At 64.0% G+C, this 16,852-nt stretch carries 16 protein-coding genes; 10 read left to right on the plus strand and 6 right to left on the minus strand.

Going from position 1 to position 16,852, the window contains the following annotated elements:
- The first annotated feature begins 17 nt into the window (after positions 1–17).
- The 4 genes from AYK65_RS02695 to AYK65_RS02710 all read left to right on the plus strand — a co-directional run bounded on the left by AYK65_RS02695 (position 18) and on the right by AYK65_RS02710 (position 6,164).
- Entirely contained in the window at positions 18–3,713 is a 3,696-nt protein-coding gene (locus tag AYK65_RS02695) for a peptidoglycan-binding protein (protein ID WP_046119916.1), read from the plus strand.
- A 313-nt stretch (positions 3,714–4,026) separates the two neighbouring features.
- Positions 4,027–4,953: a sulfite exporter TauE/SafE family protein gene (locus tag AYK65_RS02700; RefSeq protein WP_026613320.1), complete on the plus strand. Its 927-nt coding sequence runs from the start codon at positions 4,027–4,029 to the stop codon at positions 4,951–4,953.
- Positions 4,953–5,753 carry a TIGR02186 family protein gene (locus AYK65_RS02705; RefSeq protein WP_046119915.1) on the plus strand — a complete coding sequence of 267 codons (801 nt, stop codon included), beginning with the start codon at positions 4,953–4,955 and terminating at the stop codon, positions 5,751–5,753. The genes AYK65_RS02700 and AYK65_RS02705 overlap by 1 nt, the downstream gene beginning before the upstream one ends.
- Before the next feature lie 174 nt (positions 5,754–5,927).
- Positions 5,928–6,164 (plus strand): Lrp/AsnC ligand binding domain-containing protein, encoded by a 237-nt coding sequence (locus tag AYK65_RS02710; RefSeq protein ID WP_026613318.1) that lies wholly within the window; start codon positions 5,928–5,930, stop codon positions 6,162–6,164.
- Between the two features lie 64 nt (positions 6,165–6,228).
- Here AYK65_RS02710 and pdeM read toward each other — a convergent pair whose 3' ends face one another.
- On the minus strand, positions 6,229–6,954 hold the full coding sequence (pdeM, locus tag AYK65_RS02715; RefSeq protein ID WP_046119914.1) for a ligase-associated DNA damage response endonuclease PdeM: 726 nt from the start codon (positions 6,952–6,954) through the stop codon (positions 6,229–6,231).
- Positions 6,955–7,034: 80 nt separating this feature from the next.
- A complete protein-coding gene (locus tag AYK65_RS02720; RefSeq protein WP_026613316.1) occupies positions 7,035–9,590 on the minus strand; it encodes a ligase-associated DNA damage response DEXH box helicase in 2,556 nt (851 codons plus the stop codon).
- Positions 9,591–9,696: 106 nt separating this feature from the next.
- Here AYK65_RS02720 and AYK65_RS02725 point away from each other — a divergent pair, with 106 nt between their 5' ends.
- Positions 9,697–10,203 carry an Rrf2 family transcriptional regulator gene (locus AYK65_RS02725; protein ID WP_026613315.1) on the plus strand — a complete coding sequence of 169 codons (507 nt, stop codon included), beginning with the start codon at positions 9,697–9,699 and terminating at the stop codon, positions 10,201–10,203.
- Between the two features lie 21 nt (positions 10,204–10,224).
- Positions 10,225–10,686 (plus strand): carboxymuconolactone decarboxylase family protein, encoded by a 462-nt coding sequence (locus tag AYK65_RS02730; RefSeq protein WP_026613314.1) that lies wholly within the window; start codon positions 10,225–10,227, stop codon positions 10,684–10,686.
- 52 nt (positions 10,687–10,738) lie between these two features.
- On the opposite strand, the gene AYK65_RS02735 is transcribed toward AYK65_RS02730, so the two are convergent.
- Both AYK65_RS02735 and AYK65_RS02740 read right to left on the minus strand, forming a co-directional pair.
- Positions 10,739–11,374: a YitT family protein gene (locus AYK65_RS02735; protein WP_026613313.1), complete on the minus strand. Its 636-nt coding sequence runs from the start codon at positions 11,372–11,374 to the stop codon at positions 10,739–10,741.
- A 107-nt stretch (positions 11,375–11,481) separates the two neighbouring features.
- Positions 11,482–12,420, minus strand: coding sequence for a class I SAM-dependent methyltransferase (locus AYK65_RS02740; protein ID WP_046120090.1), 939 nt, complete (start codon positions 12,418–12,420; stop codon positions 11,482–11,484).
- Between the two features lie 166 nt (positions 12,421–12,586).
- On the opposite strand from AYK65_RS02740, the gene AYK65_RS02745 reads away from it, so the two are divergent.
- The 3 genes from AYK65_RS02745 to AYK65_RS02755 are packed head-to-tail and all read left to right on the plus strand — an operon-like array spanning position 12,587 to position 14,777.
- Complete coding sequence (locus AYK65_RS02745) at positions 12,587–12,853, plus strand: DUF6460 domain-containing protein (RefSeq protein ID WP_026613311.1); 267 nt, start codon at positions 12,587–12,589, stop codon at positions 12,851–12,853.
- A 3-nt stretch (positions 12,854–12,856) separates the two neighbouring features.
- A complete protein-coding gene (locus AYK65_RS02750) occupies positions 12,857–13,360 on the plus strand; it encodes a CAP domain-containing protein (protein WP_046119912.1) in 504 nt (167 codons plus the stop codon).
- A gap of 49 nt (positions 13,361–13,409) precedes the next feature.
- Positions 13,410–14,777: an MATE family efflux transporter gene (locus AYK65_RS02755; protein WP_026613309.1), complete on the plus strand. Its 1,368-nt coding sequence runs from the start codon at positions 13,410–13,412 to the stop codon at positions 14,775–14,777.
- On the opposite strand, the gene AYK65_RS02760 is transcribed toward AYK65_RS02755, so the two are convergent.
- Together AYK65_RS02760 and AYK65_RS02765 are read right to left on the minus strand one after the other, a co-directional pair.
- The gene (locus tag AYK65_RS02760) at positions 14,753–15,841 is read right to left on the minus strand and encodes a quinone-dependent dihydroorotate dehydrogenase (RefSeq protein WP_081157883.1); all 1,089 of its coding nucleotides are present in this window, start codon (positions 15,839–15,841) and stop codon (positions 14,753–14,755) included. The two genes, AYK65_RS02755 and AYK65_RS02760, sit on opposite strands and share 25 nt — an antisense overlap.
- On the minus strand, positions 15,838–16,185 hold the full coding sequence (locus AYK65_RS02765) for a DUF952 domain-containing protein (RefSeq protein WP_139793113.1): 348 nt from the start codon (positions 16,183–16,185) through the stop codon (positions 15,838–15,840). Before AYK65_RS02765 ends, AYK65_RS02760 begins: the two co-directional genes overlap by 4 nt.
- A 117-nt stretch (positions 16,186–16,302) precedes the next feature.
- On the opposite strand from AYK65_RS02765, the gene AYK65_RS02770 reads away from it, so the two are divergent.
- On the plus strand, positions 16,303–16,740 hold the full coding sequence (locus AYK65_RS02770; RefSeq protein ID WP_026613306.1) for a hypothetical protein: 438 nt from the start codon (positions 16,303–16,305) through the stop codon (positions 16,738–16,740).
- Positions 16,741–16,852 lie beyond the last annotated feature (112 nt).

Here is a 16,852-nt window from a genome sequence, read left to right on the forward strand (position 1 = left end):
ATAGGGGCGAAGAGACAATGAGCGGATCACGATCCAACTCTCAGCGCACGGGCAACCCGTCCTTTGGCGACAGGCCGTCGCTCGATGCCCTGAACCGCACCATCGAGGGGCTCGAGGCCCGCATCGAAGGCCTTATGGGCAGCGTTAGCCGTGAGCCGCACCAGCCGGAGCGGCAGCGTCCGACGGCAAGCGACGCCGTTTCCGAAATTCTCCAGCGCCAGCGCGCCCTGAACGCCGCACGCGAGCGGCCGCTGCGCGAACGCATCCCGCCGCGAGAGGCCGATCGCCTTGCATCAAGCCGCCCCACGGACGAGGCACCGTACCAATCTGCTTATGCGGCAGCGCCTCCGCCGGCGCGGTCTTCGGGCGCGGCCGACATCGCCGAGGCACTGGTGGGTCTGAGGCAGGACCTGAAGCGTGACATCAGCGACGGGCTTTCCCGCGAGATGCATGCTCTTCGATCGGAAATCCGCGGCATCAAGGTCGAAGCCGCCCAGGACCGCCGCTTCGCCGAGGATGTCCGGGACGAGATCGAGCGCCTTGCCGCCGGCATCAAGGAGCTTGGGCGGCAGGCCTCGCCCTCCGAGGCCGATGCGCTGAGGACGGAGTTCGACGACTTGCGAGCCATGATCGACGGGCTCGCGCGCGAAGACAGCATGCGCCGCATGGAAAATCGTTGGAACGGCGTCGAGGACCGGTTGAACGCCTTCGACCAGAATCGCGATGACGAACTGCTCGCGCTCGCCTATCGCCTTGACGAGATCAAGTCGCAGATCAACGCCTTGAACAAAGGATCGGCAGTCGAGGTTTTGGAGAACAAGCTCGTCGCGGTCGCGCAGGCTATAGAGCTGCTCGGACGCCAGATCCAGCCGGACGACAGACGCTTTGCCTCGCAATTCGCCGATCTCGACGCTCGGCTCGACGAAATCAGCCGCGCTATCGCCGCCGGCAGCCGCAATGCGGCCGGGCTCGACACGTCCTTCATCAACCGCCTGGAGAATAGGCTCGGTGATCTGTCGCGCCACGTCGAGGCTCTTTCGCGCCCGAGCGATTCCGGCCTCGGGGCACGCATCGAGGCGTTGACGGCGCGCGTGGAGGATCTTGCCGGCGAAAGAGCGGCGGCCCGGCTCGAGGAGCGTCTCGATCAGCTTTCCGCATTGCTCGAACGCAGCCAGTGGAACGCGCAGCCAGATATTGCCGACCATCTCGCCGATATTTCCAGGAAGATCGAGATCCTCGGTGAAGGCAGCATCAACGACGCGCTGTCGGCGCGGCTCGACCATCTCGTCCGGCGCATCGACGAGCTCGACATGCACGTCGAGCCCTCGGCCTCGGATACGCGCTTCGGCCGTCTCGAAGACCGCCTTGCCGATATCGCGCAGCGGCTGGAGGAGACACACGCGGCGCCCTTCGACGACGGCGAGGCGCTGCGCAGCCTCGAAGCGCAGATCAGCAACCTTTCGACGCTGATCAGTCAGCCGCGGCATGACGGTAACGTGCCGGCGGACTTCGAAAACCGCATGACCGCGCTCGAAGATTATCTTGCGACCAGCGACGAATACATCATCGAGGCCGCCCGCCAGGCCGCCGAAGCGGTGATGGAGGCCTATGCGAGAAACGGTGCAGCGCAGATGTCGGCAGGCGCCGACATGGCGGCCATTTCGGCGCTTGCCGAAGACCTCAGGATCTTGGAGGAGCTCAGCCGCTCGAGCGACGAAAGAACCGCCCGGACCTTCGAGGCGCTGCATGAAACGCTGGTTCATATTGCCGAAAAACTGGAGCGGCTCGAGGAGCGCGGACCGGTGCCGCTTCGTGAGGTTCAGCGAAACCTTGCCAGACAGACGGCGGCGGAGCCGGAATTCGCGGGCCCCTTCGACGATGGTGAATCGGACGAAGGCGACGGCGAGCTCAAGCGCAAGGTGCGCGGGCTGCAGACGGAAGATGGCGCCGCCGTAGCGGTCGAAGAAGCTGCGGCTCCGGCGGCAGCGATGGCTTCCGTCGATGTCACTACGGTCGGCGGTGGTGGGCTCAGGGCGGAGGCGCGTGCGGCAAAGACGAGCCTGCTCGCCGGCCTGACCCGGCGGTTCGCGGCCAAGCGCATTGAGGCGGCCCCGGCGCAGGCCCGGCAGATGGTGGAGCCCGCTCCCTCGATCGATCCCTCCGAAATGCTTGCACCGGAGGATGCCAATCAGCTCCTCGAACCAGGCTCCGGCGTGCCGGACGTCAAGAAGATTCTCGAGCGCGTCCGGGCCGGCCAGATGGCCCGCGGTGGTCAGCAGGCTTCCGAGGGTGAGAAGCCGGATTTCATCGCGGCGGCACGCCGGGCGGCGCAGTTGGCCGTCGAGGAATCCGATACGCTGAGCCGCGGCAAAGAGAGGGGCGCGTCATCGGCCGTCCGCGGCGCGCTTGCCCGCCACCGCCGCCCGATCCTGATTGCAGTCGGCGCCGTATTGCTCGCCATTATGTCCTATCCGCTCGTCAGCACGGTTCTGAAAGGCAAGGAGGCGCCGAGCCTTCCGCCGCCTGCGGCGATCGAGCGCAAGGCGGATGCGCAAATTACTCATCCGAAGGCCGTCGACGACCGCTTCGCGGCTGCGGCCCCTGCCGCCGCACCCGCTGCCGAAGAGCCGAAGGCCGAGGCTCCCATTGAGAAGGCCGGAACACCTGCGGTCGCGATGTCTGAAACCGTAGCGCAACCTGCCGCCGGTTCGGATAAGGGCGAGGCGGGCGTCGCGGGCCCGGCGCCGATGCTGCAGCCCACGGCCGAACAGCCGCAGACAGGACCGGTCTCGACGTTCCAGCCGTCTTCGCAAGGAGAGGGCAAGGGAGACGCCTTTGAAGCAACCAAGGCGAGCGAGATCGTATTGCCGGACGGTTTCGGTCCGCCCGCGCTGGTGACGGCGGCCAAAGGCGGCGATCCTCTGGCTTTCTACGAGATCGCAGCGCGTTTCACGGAAGGACGCGGGGTCGAGAAGGACCTGGCGGAAGCCGTGAAATGGTATCAGCGCGCGGCCGATGCCGGCGTGGTGCCGGCCGAATACCGGCTCGCCAATCTGTACGAGAAGGGCGCGGGTGTCGCGCGCGACGCGGCCAAGGCCAAGGAGCTTTATCGGAAGGCTGCCGCGGCCGGTAACGCCAGCGCGATCCACAATCTCGCGGTCATGCTCGCAAGCGGCCGCGACGGCGCTCCGGACTTCGCCGAGGCAGGCAAATGGTTCGAGAAAGCCGCCAATCTGGGCGTGCGCGACAGCCAGTTCAACCTCGCCGTTCTCTATGCGCGCGGCAACGGCGTCGCCCAGAGCCTCGAAGAGTCCTACAAGTGGTTCGCGATCGCTGCCCGCGACGGCGACAAGGATGCGGCGGAAAAGCGTGATGAGGTCGCCAAGGCCTTGAAGCCGGAACAGCTTTCGAGCGCGAAGGCCAAGGCCGATGCCTGGAAGGCGCAGCCGCTCGACGCCAAGGCGAACACGGTCGATGTTCCGGACGCCTGGGTCGGTCCGCCGACCAAGACGGCCAGCGTCGACATGACCAAGGCAGTGCGCAATATCCAGGCGATCCTCAACAACAACGGTTTCGACGCCGGCAAGCCGGATGGCCAGATGGGCAAGAAGACGGTCGCCGCCATCAAGGCCTTCCAGGAATCGGTTGGTCAGGAGCCGACCGGGGAAATCACCGACGGGCTGGTGCGCGAACTGCTGAAGCGTAATTCTTAGCCCAGGAAGGGCATTGCGGGCCCGCCCCGGCGGCGCCGCGCCATGTATCTGAAAAGGTTGACAGCCCGCGCCTAGGGGCGCATGACGAAAAGCGTCGCCTTTTCTCCCCCGGAGCTGGGCGGTCCCATATACATCCCTGTCCGTGGTGAATCACGTACCACTTTGAAGGATCACGCCGCGCGCCTCTCCGGACGCGTGAAGGCCCGCGGATAATTTTGGGACATTGCACAATTCCTCAATCCATTCGGGTTAGGAATTGTCGAGGAGCAATTTCCGCCCGCCTTGCGGGCCGCTGGCGCATCGAGGTTCGGCCGTGACGATCTATCTGCCCATAGCAGAGTTGTCGGTGAACATACTCATCATCCTCGGCATGGGTGCGGCCGTCGGCTTCCTGTCCGGCATGTTCGGTGTCGGCGGCGGCTTCCTGATCACGCCGCTCCTGATCTTCTACAATATTCCCCCCGTGGTGGCGGTGGCGACCGGCGCGAACCAGGTGGTCGCCTCATCGATCTCCGGCGCCATCACGCATTTCCGGCGCGGCACCATCGATATCAAGCTCGGGACGGTCCTGCTCTGCGGCGGCCTCGTTGGAGCGACCTTGGGTGTCTGGCTGTTTTCATTGCTGCGCAGCATGGGCCAGCTCGACCTGGTGATTTCGCTTCTCTACGTCGTGCTGCTCGGCTCCGTCGGCGGATTGATGCTCTGGGAGAGTATCGGCGCCATGCGCAAGGCGGCAAAAAATCAACCTACGGCATTGCGGCGGCCGGGCCAGCACATCTGGATCCACGGCCTGCCGCTGAAGATGCGCTTCAAGAAATCGAAGATCTATCTGAGCGTCATTCCGGTCGCCACGCTCGGCTTCTGCATCGGTATTCTGACCTCGGTGATGGGCGTCGGCGGCGGCTTCATCATGGTGCCGGCGATGATCTATCTCCTGCGCATCCCGACTAGCGTCGTCGTCGGCACATCGCTGTTCCAGATCGTCTTTGTCTCCGCCTACACAGTCATCGTCCAGGCATCGACCAACTATACGGTCGATATCGTGCTTGCCTTCGTCCTGATGATTGCCGGCGTAATCGGAGCGCAATACGGGGTACGGGTCGGCCAGCGGCTGCGCGGCGAACAGTTGCGGGCGCTCCTTGCGTTGCTCGTGCTCGCCGTCGGCATAAGGCTCGCAATCGAGCTCATCATACCGCCGAAGGACATCTATTCGGTCGTTTCAACGGGGGTCGGCTTCTGATGCTCCGTCTGGCGCTCGTTCTCTTCGCTTTGCTTCTCGCCTTTGCCGCGCCGGCTCGGGCGCAGTCTCTGGAGCGGCCGGTGACGAACTTCACCGAGAAGCTCGAGATCGGCATCTCGACGGACGAGATTTCGATCACCTCCGATTTCCGCGGCGCCGACCTGACGATCTTCGGCGCCATCGACGGCTTCGACGCCAACCTTTTGGCGCAGGGCAAGTACAACATCATCGTCGCGCTGGAAGGCCCGAAGGACAATGCGACGGTGCGCAAGAAGGAGCGCGTCTTCGGCATCTGGGTCAACACGAATTCGATGACCTTCGAATTGGTGCCCGAATCCTATTCGTTGTCGAGCACGCGCGATATCGCGACGATCGCGCCGCCGAGGGACATCGCCAATATGGGCATCGGCATCGATCATATACGCCTGGTGCCGCTGGGCTTCTTCGGCGACGGCAGCACGATCGGCGAGTTTCGAAATGCCTTTCGCCGCATCCGCGAGACGAGCGGCGTCTTTCAGCGCGATCCGGGCGGCGTGCAATTCATCAGTTCGAGCCTGTTCAAGGCCTCCGTGCGCCTGCCGGCCAACGTGCCGAACGGCGTGCATGTGGTGCGCGCCTACCTGTTCCGCGATGGCGTCTTCGTCGCCGCCAAGGCCTTGCCGCTTCGGGTCGTCAAGACCGGTCTCGAACAGGCGATCACCCGCGCGGCCCACGAAGAGCCCGTCATCTACGGCTTGTTCGCCGTGACGCTGGCAGTTATCACCGGCTGGGGCGCAAGCCTGCTCTTCCGCAAGGAATAGGGTGAGCTGTGAACGCCCTGTCGTCTGTAGTTGTCGCCGTCGCGTTCCCTTTTGACCGGTTGCGGTTTAAGGAGAAGCATGAAGACCAGCATCGCCCGTGTGTGGCCGCGGGAATGATGCGGAATGTTTGGGAGGCTGCCCTTGATCGCCGCCTCCCGGAAGCAGAGGAAGCCCATGAAACCGATTTTCGTGCAACTGCAGTGCGCTCCCGGCAAGACCTACGAGGTGGCCGATGAGATTTACCGCAAGGAGGTCGTCTCGGAGATGTATTCGACGAGCGGTGACTATGATCTGCTTCTGAAGATCTATGTCGAGGAGGGCCAGGACATAGGCAAGTTCATCAACGACAATATTGCCAGTGTCCCGGGCATTTCCCGTTCGCTCACGACGCTTACTTTCAACGCCTTCTGATCGACTCTGATTAAATTAGTGCGGGATGCGGCGGGAAACCGTGCACACTTTTCCTCGTCCCGCGCTAGCCGAGGAGATTTGCGAAGCGCACCGAGTAGATCCGGTCGCGGCCGAGCATGTGAGCGACGAGCCGCTCGCGCTCGAAGAGGCCGCTCATCGCGCGATGCCTGAGATCGAGCCCGCCGGTGGTCACGCCGAAGGCGGGCATCAGCAGACGTTTGCCGTCCGTCGCAAAGCAGGCGCGCCGGATGGACCTTTCCCGCCGCCTCACCGTCGCGGAGGGATGCAGATGGCCGGCGATTTCGCCGACGCCGTCGACGCTGGAGGGCTGATGCCGAAAGATGAGGCCGGCATGGCAAAGCTCGTCCATCGACGCGCCGGGCAGTCCACACGCGCCGTCAGGATCGTGGTTGCCGTTGATCCAGACCCAGTCGCGCCCCCTTGCCATCGCCGAGATCATCTGGCGGAACGTCTCGGGCATTACCGCCGATCCCCTCCGGTCATGGAAATTGTCGCCGAGACTGATGACCGTTGCGGGATCGTGGCGGGCGATGACCGCCTCCAGAATGCGCAGCGTCGCCAGCGTATCGTAGGGGGGCAGCATCATGCCGCGCCGGGCGAATGCCGAGCCCTTTTCCAGATGAAGGTCGGACACGACCACCGTGCCGCTCTCGGGCAGAAATAGCCCGCCCAGCGGATCGCAGACCGCGGCAACGCCGTTGATCGTAGTTCGTGCCTGGAAGAAGCCGGTTGCGGCCGGGGCTGAGGTCGGGTGCAGGAGCCGATGCATTGTCACTCCGACGTGCTCAAGCTTGATGTGTCCGGGCCTGCACCCCGCCTGGAACAGTCGCAATCTCTCATATCGCTCCCCTATCCATCCGCACCGTGGCCGGCGCCCATCGCCTCGTTGATCAGTTCGTCCGCTGCCGCCTCGGTCAGCAGGAAGTCGTGAGCCTCTCCATGAACCATTTCCTTCCCAATCTCCAGCATCACCGGAACGGCGAGTGGCGAGATGTGGTCGAGCCGGCGGTGGGTGATGTGGCCCTTGATGCGTTTGAGCATGGAGCCGAGGCGGCCGATGTCCAGAAGCCCTGTGGCCGCGTCGTTGCGCGTTGCCTCCAGGAGGATATGGTCCGGCTCGTGCGCCCGCAATACGTCGTAAATGAGATCGGCGGAAACGGTGATCTGCCGTCCGGTCTTTTCCTTGCCCGGATGGCGCTGGTCGATCAGCCCGGCGATGACGGCGCAGTTGCGGAAGGTTCGCTTCAGGAGGAAGGACTCGTTCAGCCACGCCTCCAGATCATCGCCCAGCATGTCCTCGTCGAAGAGTTGGCCGAGCGACGGCGCCCGCGCGCGGAAGGCCGCGCCCATGTCGTCGAGCGCCCAGACGGCCAGCGAATAGTCGGTTGCGACGAAGCCGAGCGGCTTCAGCCCGACGCGGTCGAGGCGACGGGTGATGAGCATGCCGAGCGTCTGATGGGCGAGCCTGCCTTCGAAGGCGTAGATCACCATGTAGTGCCGGCTGCCGCGCGGGAAGGTCTCGACCAAAAGTTCTTCCTCTCCCGGCAGCATCGACACGTCCTTCTGCAGCGCCAGCCAGTCGCGCACCTGTTCCGGCAGCGCGGCGCGGTTCGCGTGATCGGCGAGCATTTTCCTCACCTGCGCTGCAAGATAGGTGGAGAGCGGGAACTTGCCGCCGGCATAGCTCGGCACTTTGGGGTCGAAGGAAAACGCTTGGGAAACAAGGCATTCGTTCTCCCGGATACCCTCGAAGCGCACCACCTTGCCGGAGAATAGAAACGTGTCGCCCGGCGACAGCATCTCGAGGAAATATTCTTCGACCTTGCCGAGGGACATGCCGCCGCGGCCGGGCGAGCCGCGCGCGTTCCGCTTGACCATCCGCACGTTCAGCATCGGCGATTCGACGATCGTTCCGACATTGAGCCGGTATTGCTGCGCGACCATGGGATTGGACACCCGCCACAGGCCGTCCTTCGTCTTGCGGATGCGGGCGTAGCGTTCATAGGTCCTGAGCGCGTACCCGCCGGTGGCCACGAGATCGACGACACGCTCGAACGTCTCCCAGGAGAGATGGGTATAAGGGGAAGCGCTCGTGACCTCGTCATAAAGTTCGACTGCGTCGAAGGGCTTGGCACAGGCCATGCCGAGCACATGCTGCGCCAGCACGTCGAGAGCGCCCTTGCCGACCGGCGGCGTATCCTGCGCTCCGATATAGTTGGCATCGAGTGCGGCCTGGCATTCCATCACTTCGAAACGGTTGGCCGGAACGAGGATGGCGCGGCTCGGCTCGTCCATGCGGTGGTTGGCGCGGCCGATGCGCTGGGCGAGCCGGCTTGCCCCCTTCGGCGCGCCGACATGGACGACCAGATCGACGTCGCCCCAGTCGATGCCGAGATCGAGCGTCGAGGTGGCGACGACGGCGCGGAGCCGGTTCTCCGCCATTGCCGCTTCGACCTTGCGGCGCTGCGCGACGTCGAGGGAGCCGTGGTGCAGCGCGATCGGCAGGTTGTCGTCATTGATCGTCCAGAGTTCCTGAAACAGCATTTCCGCCTGACTGCGGGTGTTGACGAAGAGCAGCGTCGTGCCGTGGTCCTTGATGGCCGCATAGATGTCGGGAATGGCATAACGCGCCGAGTGCCCGGCCCAGGGCACGTGGTTCTCCGTGCGCAGAATCGAAATCTCGGGCTTCGCCCCGCCGGACACGGTGATCAGGCCGGCATGGTTCTCCCGGTACGGACCCTGCGCCATGAGCCAGCGCTGGAGCTCCATGGGTTCGGCCACCGTCGCCGAAAGCCCAATCGATTGCAGACGGGGAGCCAGCCGGCGCAGGCGCGCGAGGCCGAGCGAGAGCAGATGGCCGCGCTTCGACGTGACCAGCGAATGCAGCTCGTCGAGCACCACGTAGCGCAGGTCCTTGAAGAAGCGTTCCGCTTCGCCATCGGCCAGAAGCAGCGCGAGCTGCTCCGGCGTCGTCAGCAGAATATCGGGCGGGTTCAGTTTCTGTCGCTGCCGCTTACCCTGTGGTGTGTCACCCGTGCGGTTCTCGATCCGGACCGGCAGTCCCATCTCGCTGACCGGTTTCGTCAGGTTGCGCTCGATGTCGACGGCAAGCGCCTTCAGCGGCGAAATATAGAGCGTGTGGATGCCGATGAATGGCGAGCCGGGCGGGATTCGGCCGCGCCCGGTGATGTTAACGAGCGAGGGCAGGAAGCCGGCGAGCGTCTTGCCTGCACCGGTGGGCGCGATCAGCAGCGTGCTTTCGCCTGCCTCCGCGCGCCCGAGCAGCTCGAGCTGATGGGCACGTGGCCTCCAGCCCTTTTCCGCGAACCATCGCAGAAAGGGCGCCGGCAACGTCAGGGCGTCGCTTTCCGGCGATGGGGAATCGATCCTGTTCACGGGGAACAAATGTAGATCAAACGCGGCAAAAGAGAAGTCTGCCGTCTCTTCGGAGCGGTGGGATTGACGCAGCTCCTAGTCATGGATAATAAATATCCACGATTAGGAGGACAGTATGAAGCTCGGTGACGGTGTCGAACAGGCCATTCACAGCGTGACGATGCTGAGCTGTCTTCAGCCCGGCAGCACGCTCTCGGCTGCGGCGCTCGCCGAGTTCCACGGCGTTTCGACGAGCTATCTCCTGAAGCATCTGCAGGCGATGTCGGGGGCGGGACTGCTCGAGGCCGTGCCGGGTCCGAAGGGGGGCTACAGGCTCGCATGCGCGCCGGAGGAGATCACTCTGCTCGACATCGTGCTTGCGGTGGAGGGGCCGGAGCCCGCCTTCCGCTGCAACGAGATCCGCCTTCGCGGCCCCAATCCTTATGCCTGCAAGCCAACCGCTCCCTGCACGATCAACGTCGCGATGCTCAGGGCCGAGCAGGCCTATCGCGCCGAGCTCCGGCGCGTGACCATCGCCGACATCATGGCCGACCTGAAATCCATCGACCGCGACGGGGCGATCGCGGCCCGAACCGAGGGCTTTCTCGCCCTTCATGAACGCAGATCGGGCGCTAGTGCCTGATGCCAACCAAAGGAGAAGACCATGCAGCCACGCTTGAATTTTGCGAAGGCCGCGCCGGATGCCTACAAGGCCGTCGCCGCGCTCGACAGCTATGTCAAAGGCTCGGGCATCGAGCCGCGCCTGATCCACCTGATCAAGCTGCGCGCCTCGCAGATCAACGGCTGCGCCTTTTGCGTCGACATGCATACCAAGGAGGCTCGCCACAGCGGTCTTAGCGAGCAATGGATCAATCTCGTCTGCGTCTGGCGCGAGTCGCCGCATTTCGACGAGCGCGAGCGTGCCGTGCTCGGCTGGACCGAGGCGCTGACGAATGTCGCCGAAACACGCGCGCCTGATGACGCCTACGAGGCACTAAAGGCGCATTTCACGGAAGAGGAAATGACCAAGATTACCGTGGCGATCGGCACCATCAACGTGTGGAACCGGCTTTGCGTTGGCTTCCGCGCTTTGCCCCCGATCGACGCACCCGCCGAGGCGGCGTAGTCTAACTCTTAAAACACAGCAATTCCGGACGAAAGCCGGTACTAGAGTTGCTCTAAAGCGCGATATAGCGGTCGGCGCGGTGGTTGATTGCCACGAACAGGTTGAGGACGACCGCGCCGAGCACCGACCATACGACGACAGGGGGAGTTGTCACGGCAAAGGCGGTGGCGAGCACGACCATGTCGATTGCAAGCTGGACGAGGCCGGCGCGGATGCCGAAGCGCTCCTGCAGGTAGATGCCCACTATGCCGACGCCGCCGAGGCTGGCGCGGTGGCGATAGAGCGCCAAAAGACCGTATCCGAGCAGGAGTCCGCCGATGAGGGCTGCCCAGCCGGGGTGGATCTCCCCGATCTCGAAGAGGCGCGATTGCGCGTCCGTCAGGAATGAGGTGAGTCCGATGGCGATGAAGGTCTTGAGCGTGAAGGCCCGGCCGAGCCGCTTCAGCGACAGATAGAAGAAGGGCAGGTTGAGCAGAAAGAAGGCGAGGCCGAAATTGACGCCCGTGGCATAGTGCAGAAGGAAGGCGATACCGGCGGTGCTGCCGGTCAGAAGCCCGGCGCTGGCCAGGAAATAGAGGCCGAGGGCGGCGACCAGGCTGCCGGAAAAGATGCCCTGCGCGTCCTCCATCGGCGTGTGCCGGGTGGGACTGGTGTTCCAAAGACCGAAAACTCTGCTTGCCTGTGCCATGGCGAACCCTCAGATCGCGATGACAGCAGCATTGCTGCAATGCACAAGAATAATCAAGAAAATACGTAAGTAATGCTGACCTATTTTTCGCGAACCTGCCTTGCGTCTCACGCAGGCTTTCGTGCGATGAACAGGATACCGGCGACGGGTTGACCCGCATCCATGCGGATGGTGGAGCGCTCGACCGCAACAATCGACAGGCCGCTCGCGGTACAGCGAGAGACGACATAAGCTTCGGAGTGCGCGTAGCGCAGGGATGATCGGAGGACGAAACTGTCAATCGTACCCCCATCCTCGACGGAAAATGCGAAGAGGCCGTCCGGCGCGAGTAGATGGTCGACGATCACAAAGACGCTTTCGAGATTGCCGAGATACATTAGCACGTCGGCCGCGCTGACGAGGTCGGCGCGCCCCTCGGGCAATGTGCCAAAAACTCCCGATGCGTCCGGTGCCAGCGACAGGTCCGCCTGGCCGAGCCGGTCATAGACCGTCTTGCCCTCGGCCTTGGCGAGCATGTTGGCGGAAAGATCGAAGCCCTCGAGGAATTCGGCGCGGCCGCGAATGCGCTCGCCGAAAAGGCCGGTGCCGCAGCCGAGATCGACGACATGACGAAAATGGCAATCGCCGCTCGCCCGCTCGATGAGCGCCGCGAGCTTCTCCGGGACGCTGTAGTGAAGCTTCTCGACGAGCGCCTGATCAAAACGCCCCGCATAGTCGTCGAAAAGCCGTTCGACATAGACGCTCGGCGGCTGTTCCGGTGTGTCAGCGGCGCCGAGCAGGGCAAGTTTCAGCCCCGCGCCGAACACGTCCTCCGGGTTGAGGCGAAGCGTGTTGCGCAGCGCCTCGACCGCCGCCTCTTTTCGGCCCGATTTCTCCTCATAGTCCGCCAACCGGAACCAGCCGGCGGCCCAATCCGGCGCAAGTTCAAGCGCCTGGGCCATGAGTTCCGCTGCGCCTTGGGTATCGCCGCTCTCGGCGAGCATCCTCGCGTAGTCGGCGCGGCGGTCGGCGATCAGGTCGCCGGAGGAGAGTTGGTTCAGGGACATGAGGTTGATGGGCTGGTTGCGATCGGCGCATCTGACGCCGGACAAGGCAAAATACAAGCGGAATTTGGAAGACGGGGCAACCGGTCTTCCGCCGTGCCTTGCAGGCTTGGGAATCGCGGCTTATTGAAGGGGAGAGGCGAATCTCGCCCATATCGAGCGGAATGAAATGTCGGACGGAATAAACAAATTCTTGGGTGATTCGCCGCTGCGCGTGCTGGTCAAGCTCGTCGTCGTGTCGATCCTGGTCGGCTTCGTCATGACCGTCTTCGACTGGTATCCGGCCGATATTCTCTACGCCATTCGCAATTTCCTTGTCGACATCTGGCGTACGGGCTTCGCGGCGCTCGGACGGGTGGGTGATTACCTGCTGCTCGGCGCCGCCGTGGTCATCCCCGTCTTCCTTGTTCTTCGTGTCTTGAGTTATCGACGGTAATCCATGCAAGATCCGGTTTTTCTCGCCCGCAGGCGGCTCCTTCTGCGTGCTGGCGCCATGATTTCCCTAGGCCTGATCACGGGCTGCACGACCTCCAATGTCCTTGGCCCGGATGACGGCACCGGCAGCGACCAGACGGAAGCGACGCTCGGTTATGTCAACAGGCTGCGTGAGGGTAGGGGACTCTCGAGCCTCGTCGGCGATCCCGTCGCATCCGTGGCGGCGAAATACCAGGCCTTGCGCATGGCGCGTGCCGGCAAGATGAAGCACAATATCGGCTGGCGCGACAGTTTTGGCGAACGGATGAGAGGACAGGGCGTCACGCTTCCGGCTGCTGAAAACATTGCGATGGGCCAGGAGGACGCCGAGCGCGCCTACCAGGCCTGGTTCCACTCTCCGAAACATCTTGAGAATATGCTGGCCAACTACCGGGGCCTCGGGGTCGCCGTGGCGCAGAATTCCGCTTCCGGAAACCGCCCCTATTGGGCCATGGTGCTTTGCAGTTGAGCTGATTCCCGAAAGACCTGCGGGAGCAGCCCGTCGGGATGGGGAAACGATGACCGCAGCGGAAAGCCTGGAACGCAGTCGAGACGCCAGCGAAGCGGGGCCGTTCCACGTCACCAATCGGCTGATCTTCTCGATCGCTCTGCCGATGACGCTGGGTTTCCTGACGACGCCGCTCCTCGGCCTCGTTGATACCGCCGTCGTCGGCCGGCTCGGCCGCGCGGAACTGCTCGCCGGCCTCGCCATTGGCGCGGTGATGTTCGATCTCATCTTCACCACTTTCAATTTCCTGCGTGCGTCAACAACTGGGCTTGTCGCGCAAGCCTATGGGCGCGGCGACCGGCGCGAGCAGCAGGCGGTCTTCTGGCGATCGCTGGTGATAGCGCTCGTCTCTGGCGTTGCCATCATCCTTCTGTCGCCCCTTCTGCTCGCCGCCGGCCTGTGGTTGATGCGACCGGATGCGGAAGTCGCGGCGGTGACGCGCACCTATTTCCTCTACCGCATCCTCTCCGGCCCGGCGGCGCTCGCCAACTATGCGATCCTCGGCTTCGTGCTCGGCCGCGGCGAGGGCTCGATCGGCCTCTTCCTGCAAACCATCATTAACGGCACCAACATCGTGCTGTCGATCCTGCTCGGCCTGGTGCTGGGCTGGGGCGTGGCCGGCGTCGCGGTCGGCACCGTGGCGGGGGAGGCGATCGGCGCGCTCGTGGGTTTCGCGATCGTCTACGGCCGCTTCGACAAGAGGGACGCGCCCGACTGGGTGACCATCTTCGCGGGCGAGCGCCTGAAGGCGCTGCTCGGCCTCAACCGCGACATCATGATCCGCTCCTTCGTGCTGCTTGCCGCCTTCACCCTGATGACGCGGATCGGCACATCGCTCGGGCCGGTAACACTTGCGGCGAATGCGGTGCTGATGACCATCTTTCTGGTCGCCGGCTATTATCTCGACGGCCTTGCCAATGCGGCGGAGCAACTGACCGGACGGTCGATCGGCGCCGCCTATCGCCCGGCCTTCGACCGGGCCCTCAGGATGACGGCGCTCTGGTCGCTGGGGCTCGCCGCGCTGACGACGCTTGCCTTCCTCGCCTTCGGCAATGTGCTGGTCGATGTCCTGACGACGGCGCCGGACGTGCGCGAATTGGCCTATGAATACATGCCCTGGGCCGCGGTGACGGCCGTGACCGGCGCGCTCGCCTTTCTGATGGACGGCGTTTTCATCGGCGCGACTTGGTCGCGCGATATGCGCAACATGATGCTGGCTGCGTTCCTCGGCTATTGTGCCGCGCTCACCATCCTCGTGCCGGTGTTCGGCAACCACGGCCTCTGGGCAGGGCTCAACCTGTTCCTGCTGATGCGCGGCGTGTTCCTGCTGATGCTGGTTCCGCGCCGGGCGGCTCAGACCTTCCGCCCGGCCCAATAGTCGAGCCGGCTGTCGCGGATCTCTCGGATCGAAGTGAGCCTTTCCCGGTCGCAGAGCGCCGAGAGGCCGCGCACGATCCGACTTGGCAGGCACGGTCCCTGGTAGACCATGCAGGAATAGAGCTGTACGAGATCGGCACCCGCGCGGATCTTCTCCGCGGCGGTTTCCGCCGAACTCACGCCACCGACGCCGATGATCGGCAGCTCCGGCCCCACGCGCTTGCGCATCCGGGCGAGCACTGCCGTCGACTTTTCGAACAAGGGCTTGCCGGAAAGGCCACCCGCCTCCCTGGCCTGCCTCTGGTCCTTGAGCCCCTCGCGCGCGAGCGTGGTGTTCGAGACGATGAGGCCGTCGAGATCATGCGCCAGCACTTCCGCCGCGATGTCGTCCATGCCCTCCTCGGTGAGGTCCGGGGCGATCTTGAGGAAGACGGGAACCCGTCTTCCGCTTTTCTTCGCTTCCTCGTCGCGGGCCGCAAGCACGGCCGAGAGCAGCACCGCGAGGCTCTCGCGCCCCTGCAGGTCGCGCAGGCCCGGCGTGTTGGGCGAGGAGATGTTGGCGGTGAGATAGCGCGCAACCGCGTAAAAGGTGCGGATCCCCGACACATAATCGGCGACGCGATCGGCGCTGTCCTTGTTGGCGCCGATGTTGACGCCGATCAGCGCGTCACGCGAACAGGCCTTGAGCCGCGCCAGCGCCGCGCCGTGTCCCTCATTGTTGAAACCGAGGCGGTTGATCACCGCCTGGTCCTCAACAAGGCGGAAGATGCGCGGCTTTTCATTGCCCGCCTGCGGGCGCGGCGTCACCGTACCGATTTCGGTGAAGCCGAAACCGAGCCTTAGGAGCGTCTCGGGCACCTCGGCGTTCTTGTCGTAGCCGGCGGCCATGCCGATCGGATTGGGAAAGGTGAGGCCCGCAAGGGTCTGCTCAAGTCTCGGATCGGCAGGCGCGGCGGAGCCCGGGACCAGCCCGCTCTTCAGCGCCTTGATCGAAAGACCATGCGCAGTTTCCGGATCGAAGAGGAAGAGGCCGCGGCGTGCGAGGAATTCGATCGTACCGCTCATGGGGCAAGCTCGGGGAAGACGTGCTGCCCGTCGGCACCCAAGGGCAACGGCTTCTCCCATAGAAGGGCGGCGAGCGGGAGCGGCGCATAAAGATGCGGAAACAGCGCACCGCCGCGCGAGGGCTCGTAGACGAGCTTGTCGCCCAGCGCCTCAGCGTCGACGGCGACGAGCAGCAGATCGTCCTGTCCTTCGAAGTGCCGGGCGGCCGTTTCGACGACCTGATCCGCGGTCGAAAAATGAATGAATCCGTCGGCAAGATCTACGGGTGCGCCGGCGAACTCGCCCGTCCGTCGTGCTTCGTGCCATAGAAGCGCTGGAACGATTTTGTATATGGTCGCGTTCATCCGTCCGCTTATCCGTCGTGAATTCCAGCCATCGCCTTGCCGCAAATATTGGCGCATGTCCACCGCGGAGCGTAAGATCGAGGCGGATTTCCGTGCGTATCCAACGGAGAGAATATCATGAAGCAGGAAGTCGCAACGCTCGCGATCGGTTTGGCACTCGCGCTCGGCGCGCCGGCCTACGCGCAGGAACCGTCGCCCGGCCGCTACAGTATGCAGAAATCGGAGACGGGGTTTGCCCGGCTCGATACCGAGACCGGTGAGGTCTCGCTCTGCCACGAAAAGAATGGAGAGCTCGTTTGCAGGATGGCCGCCGATGAGCGGGCCGCTTTCGAGCGAGAGCTCGACCTTCTGACGAAACGTGTCGAGGCATTGGAAAAGGCCGTGAAAAGCGGTGAAACCGCCGTAAAACCGTCGCTTCCGGATGACGAAGAGATTGACCGAGCTATGGGCATCATGGAAAGAATGATGCGCAAGTTCATGGAGATCGTGAAGGATCTCGAAGGCTACGGAAGCGACTCCACCGAGGAAGGTGAGGGTACGCCGCAGAAGACCTGACGAAGCCGGCCGGTCGTGAATGGTCGTGTTGGAGGACCGCCGGCCGCACGGTCCTGAAATCGGGATCGGCTGGCGACAAGATCATGCGGCGACTACAGCGCCGTGCGTCTTT

The organism is Ensifer aridi, from assembly GCF_002078505.1.
Classification (GTDB): domain Bacteria; phylum Pseudomonadota; class Alphaproteobacteria; order Rhizobiales; family Rhizobiaceae; genus Sinorhizobium; species Sinorhizobium aridi.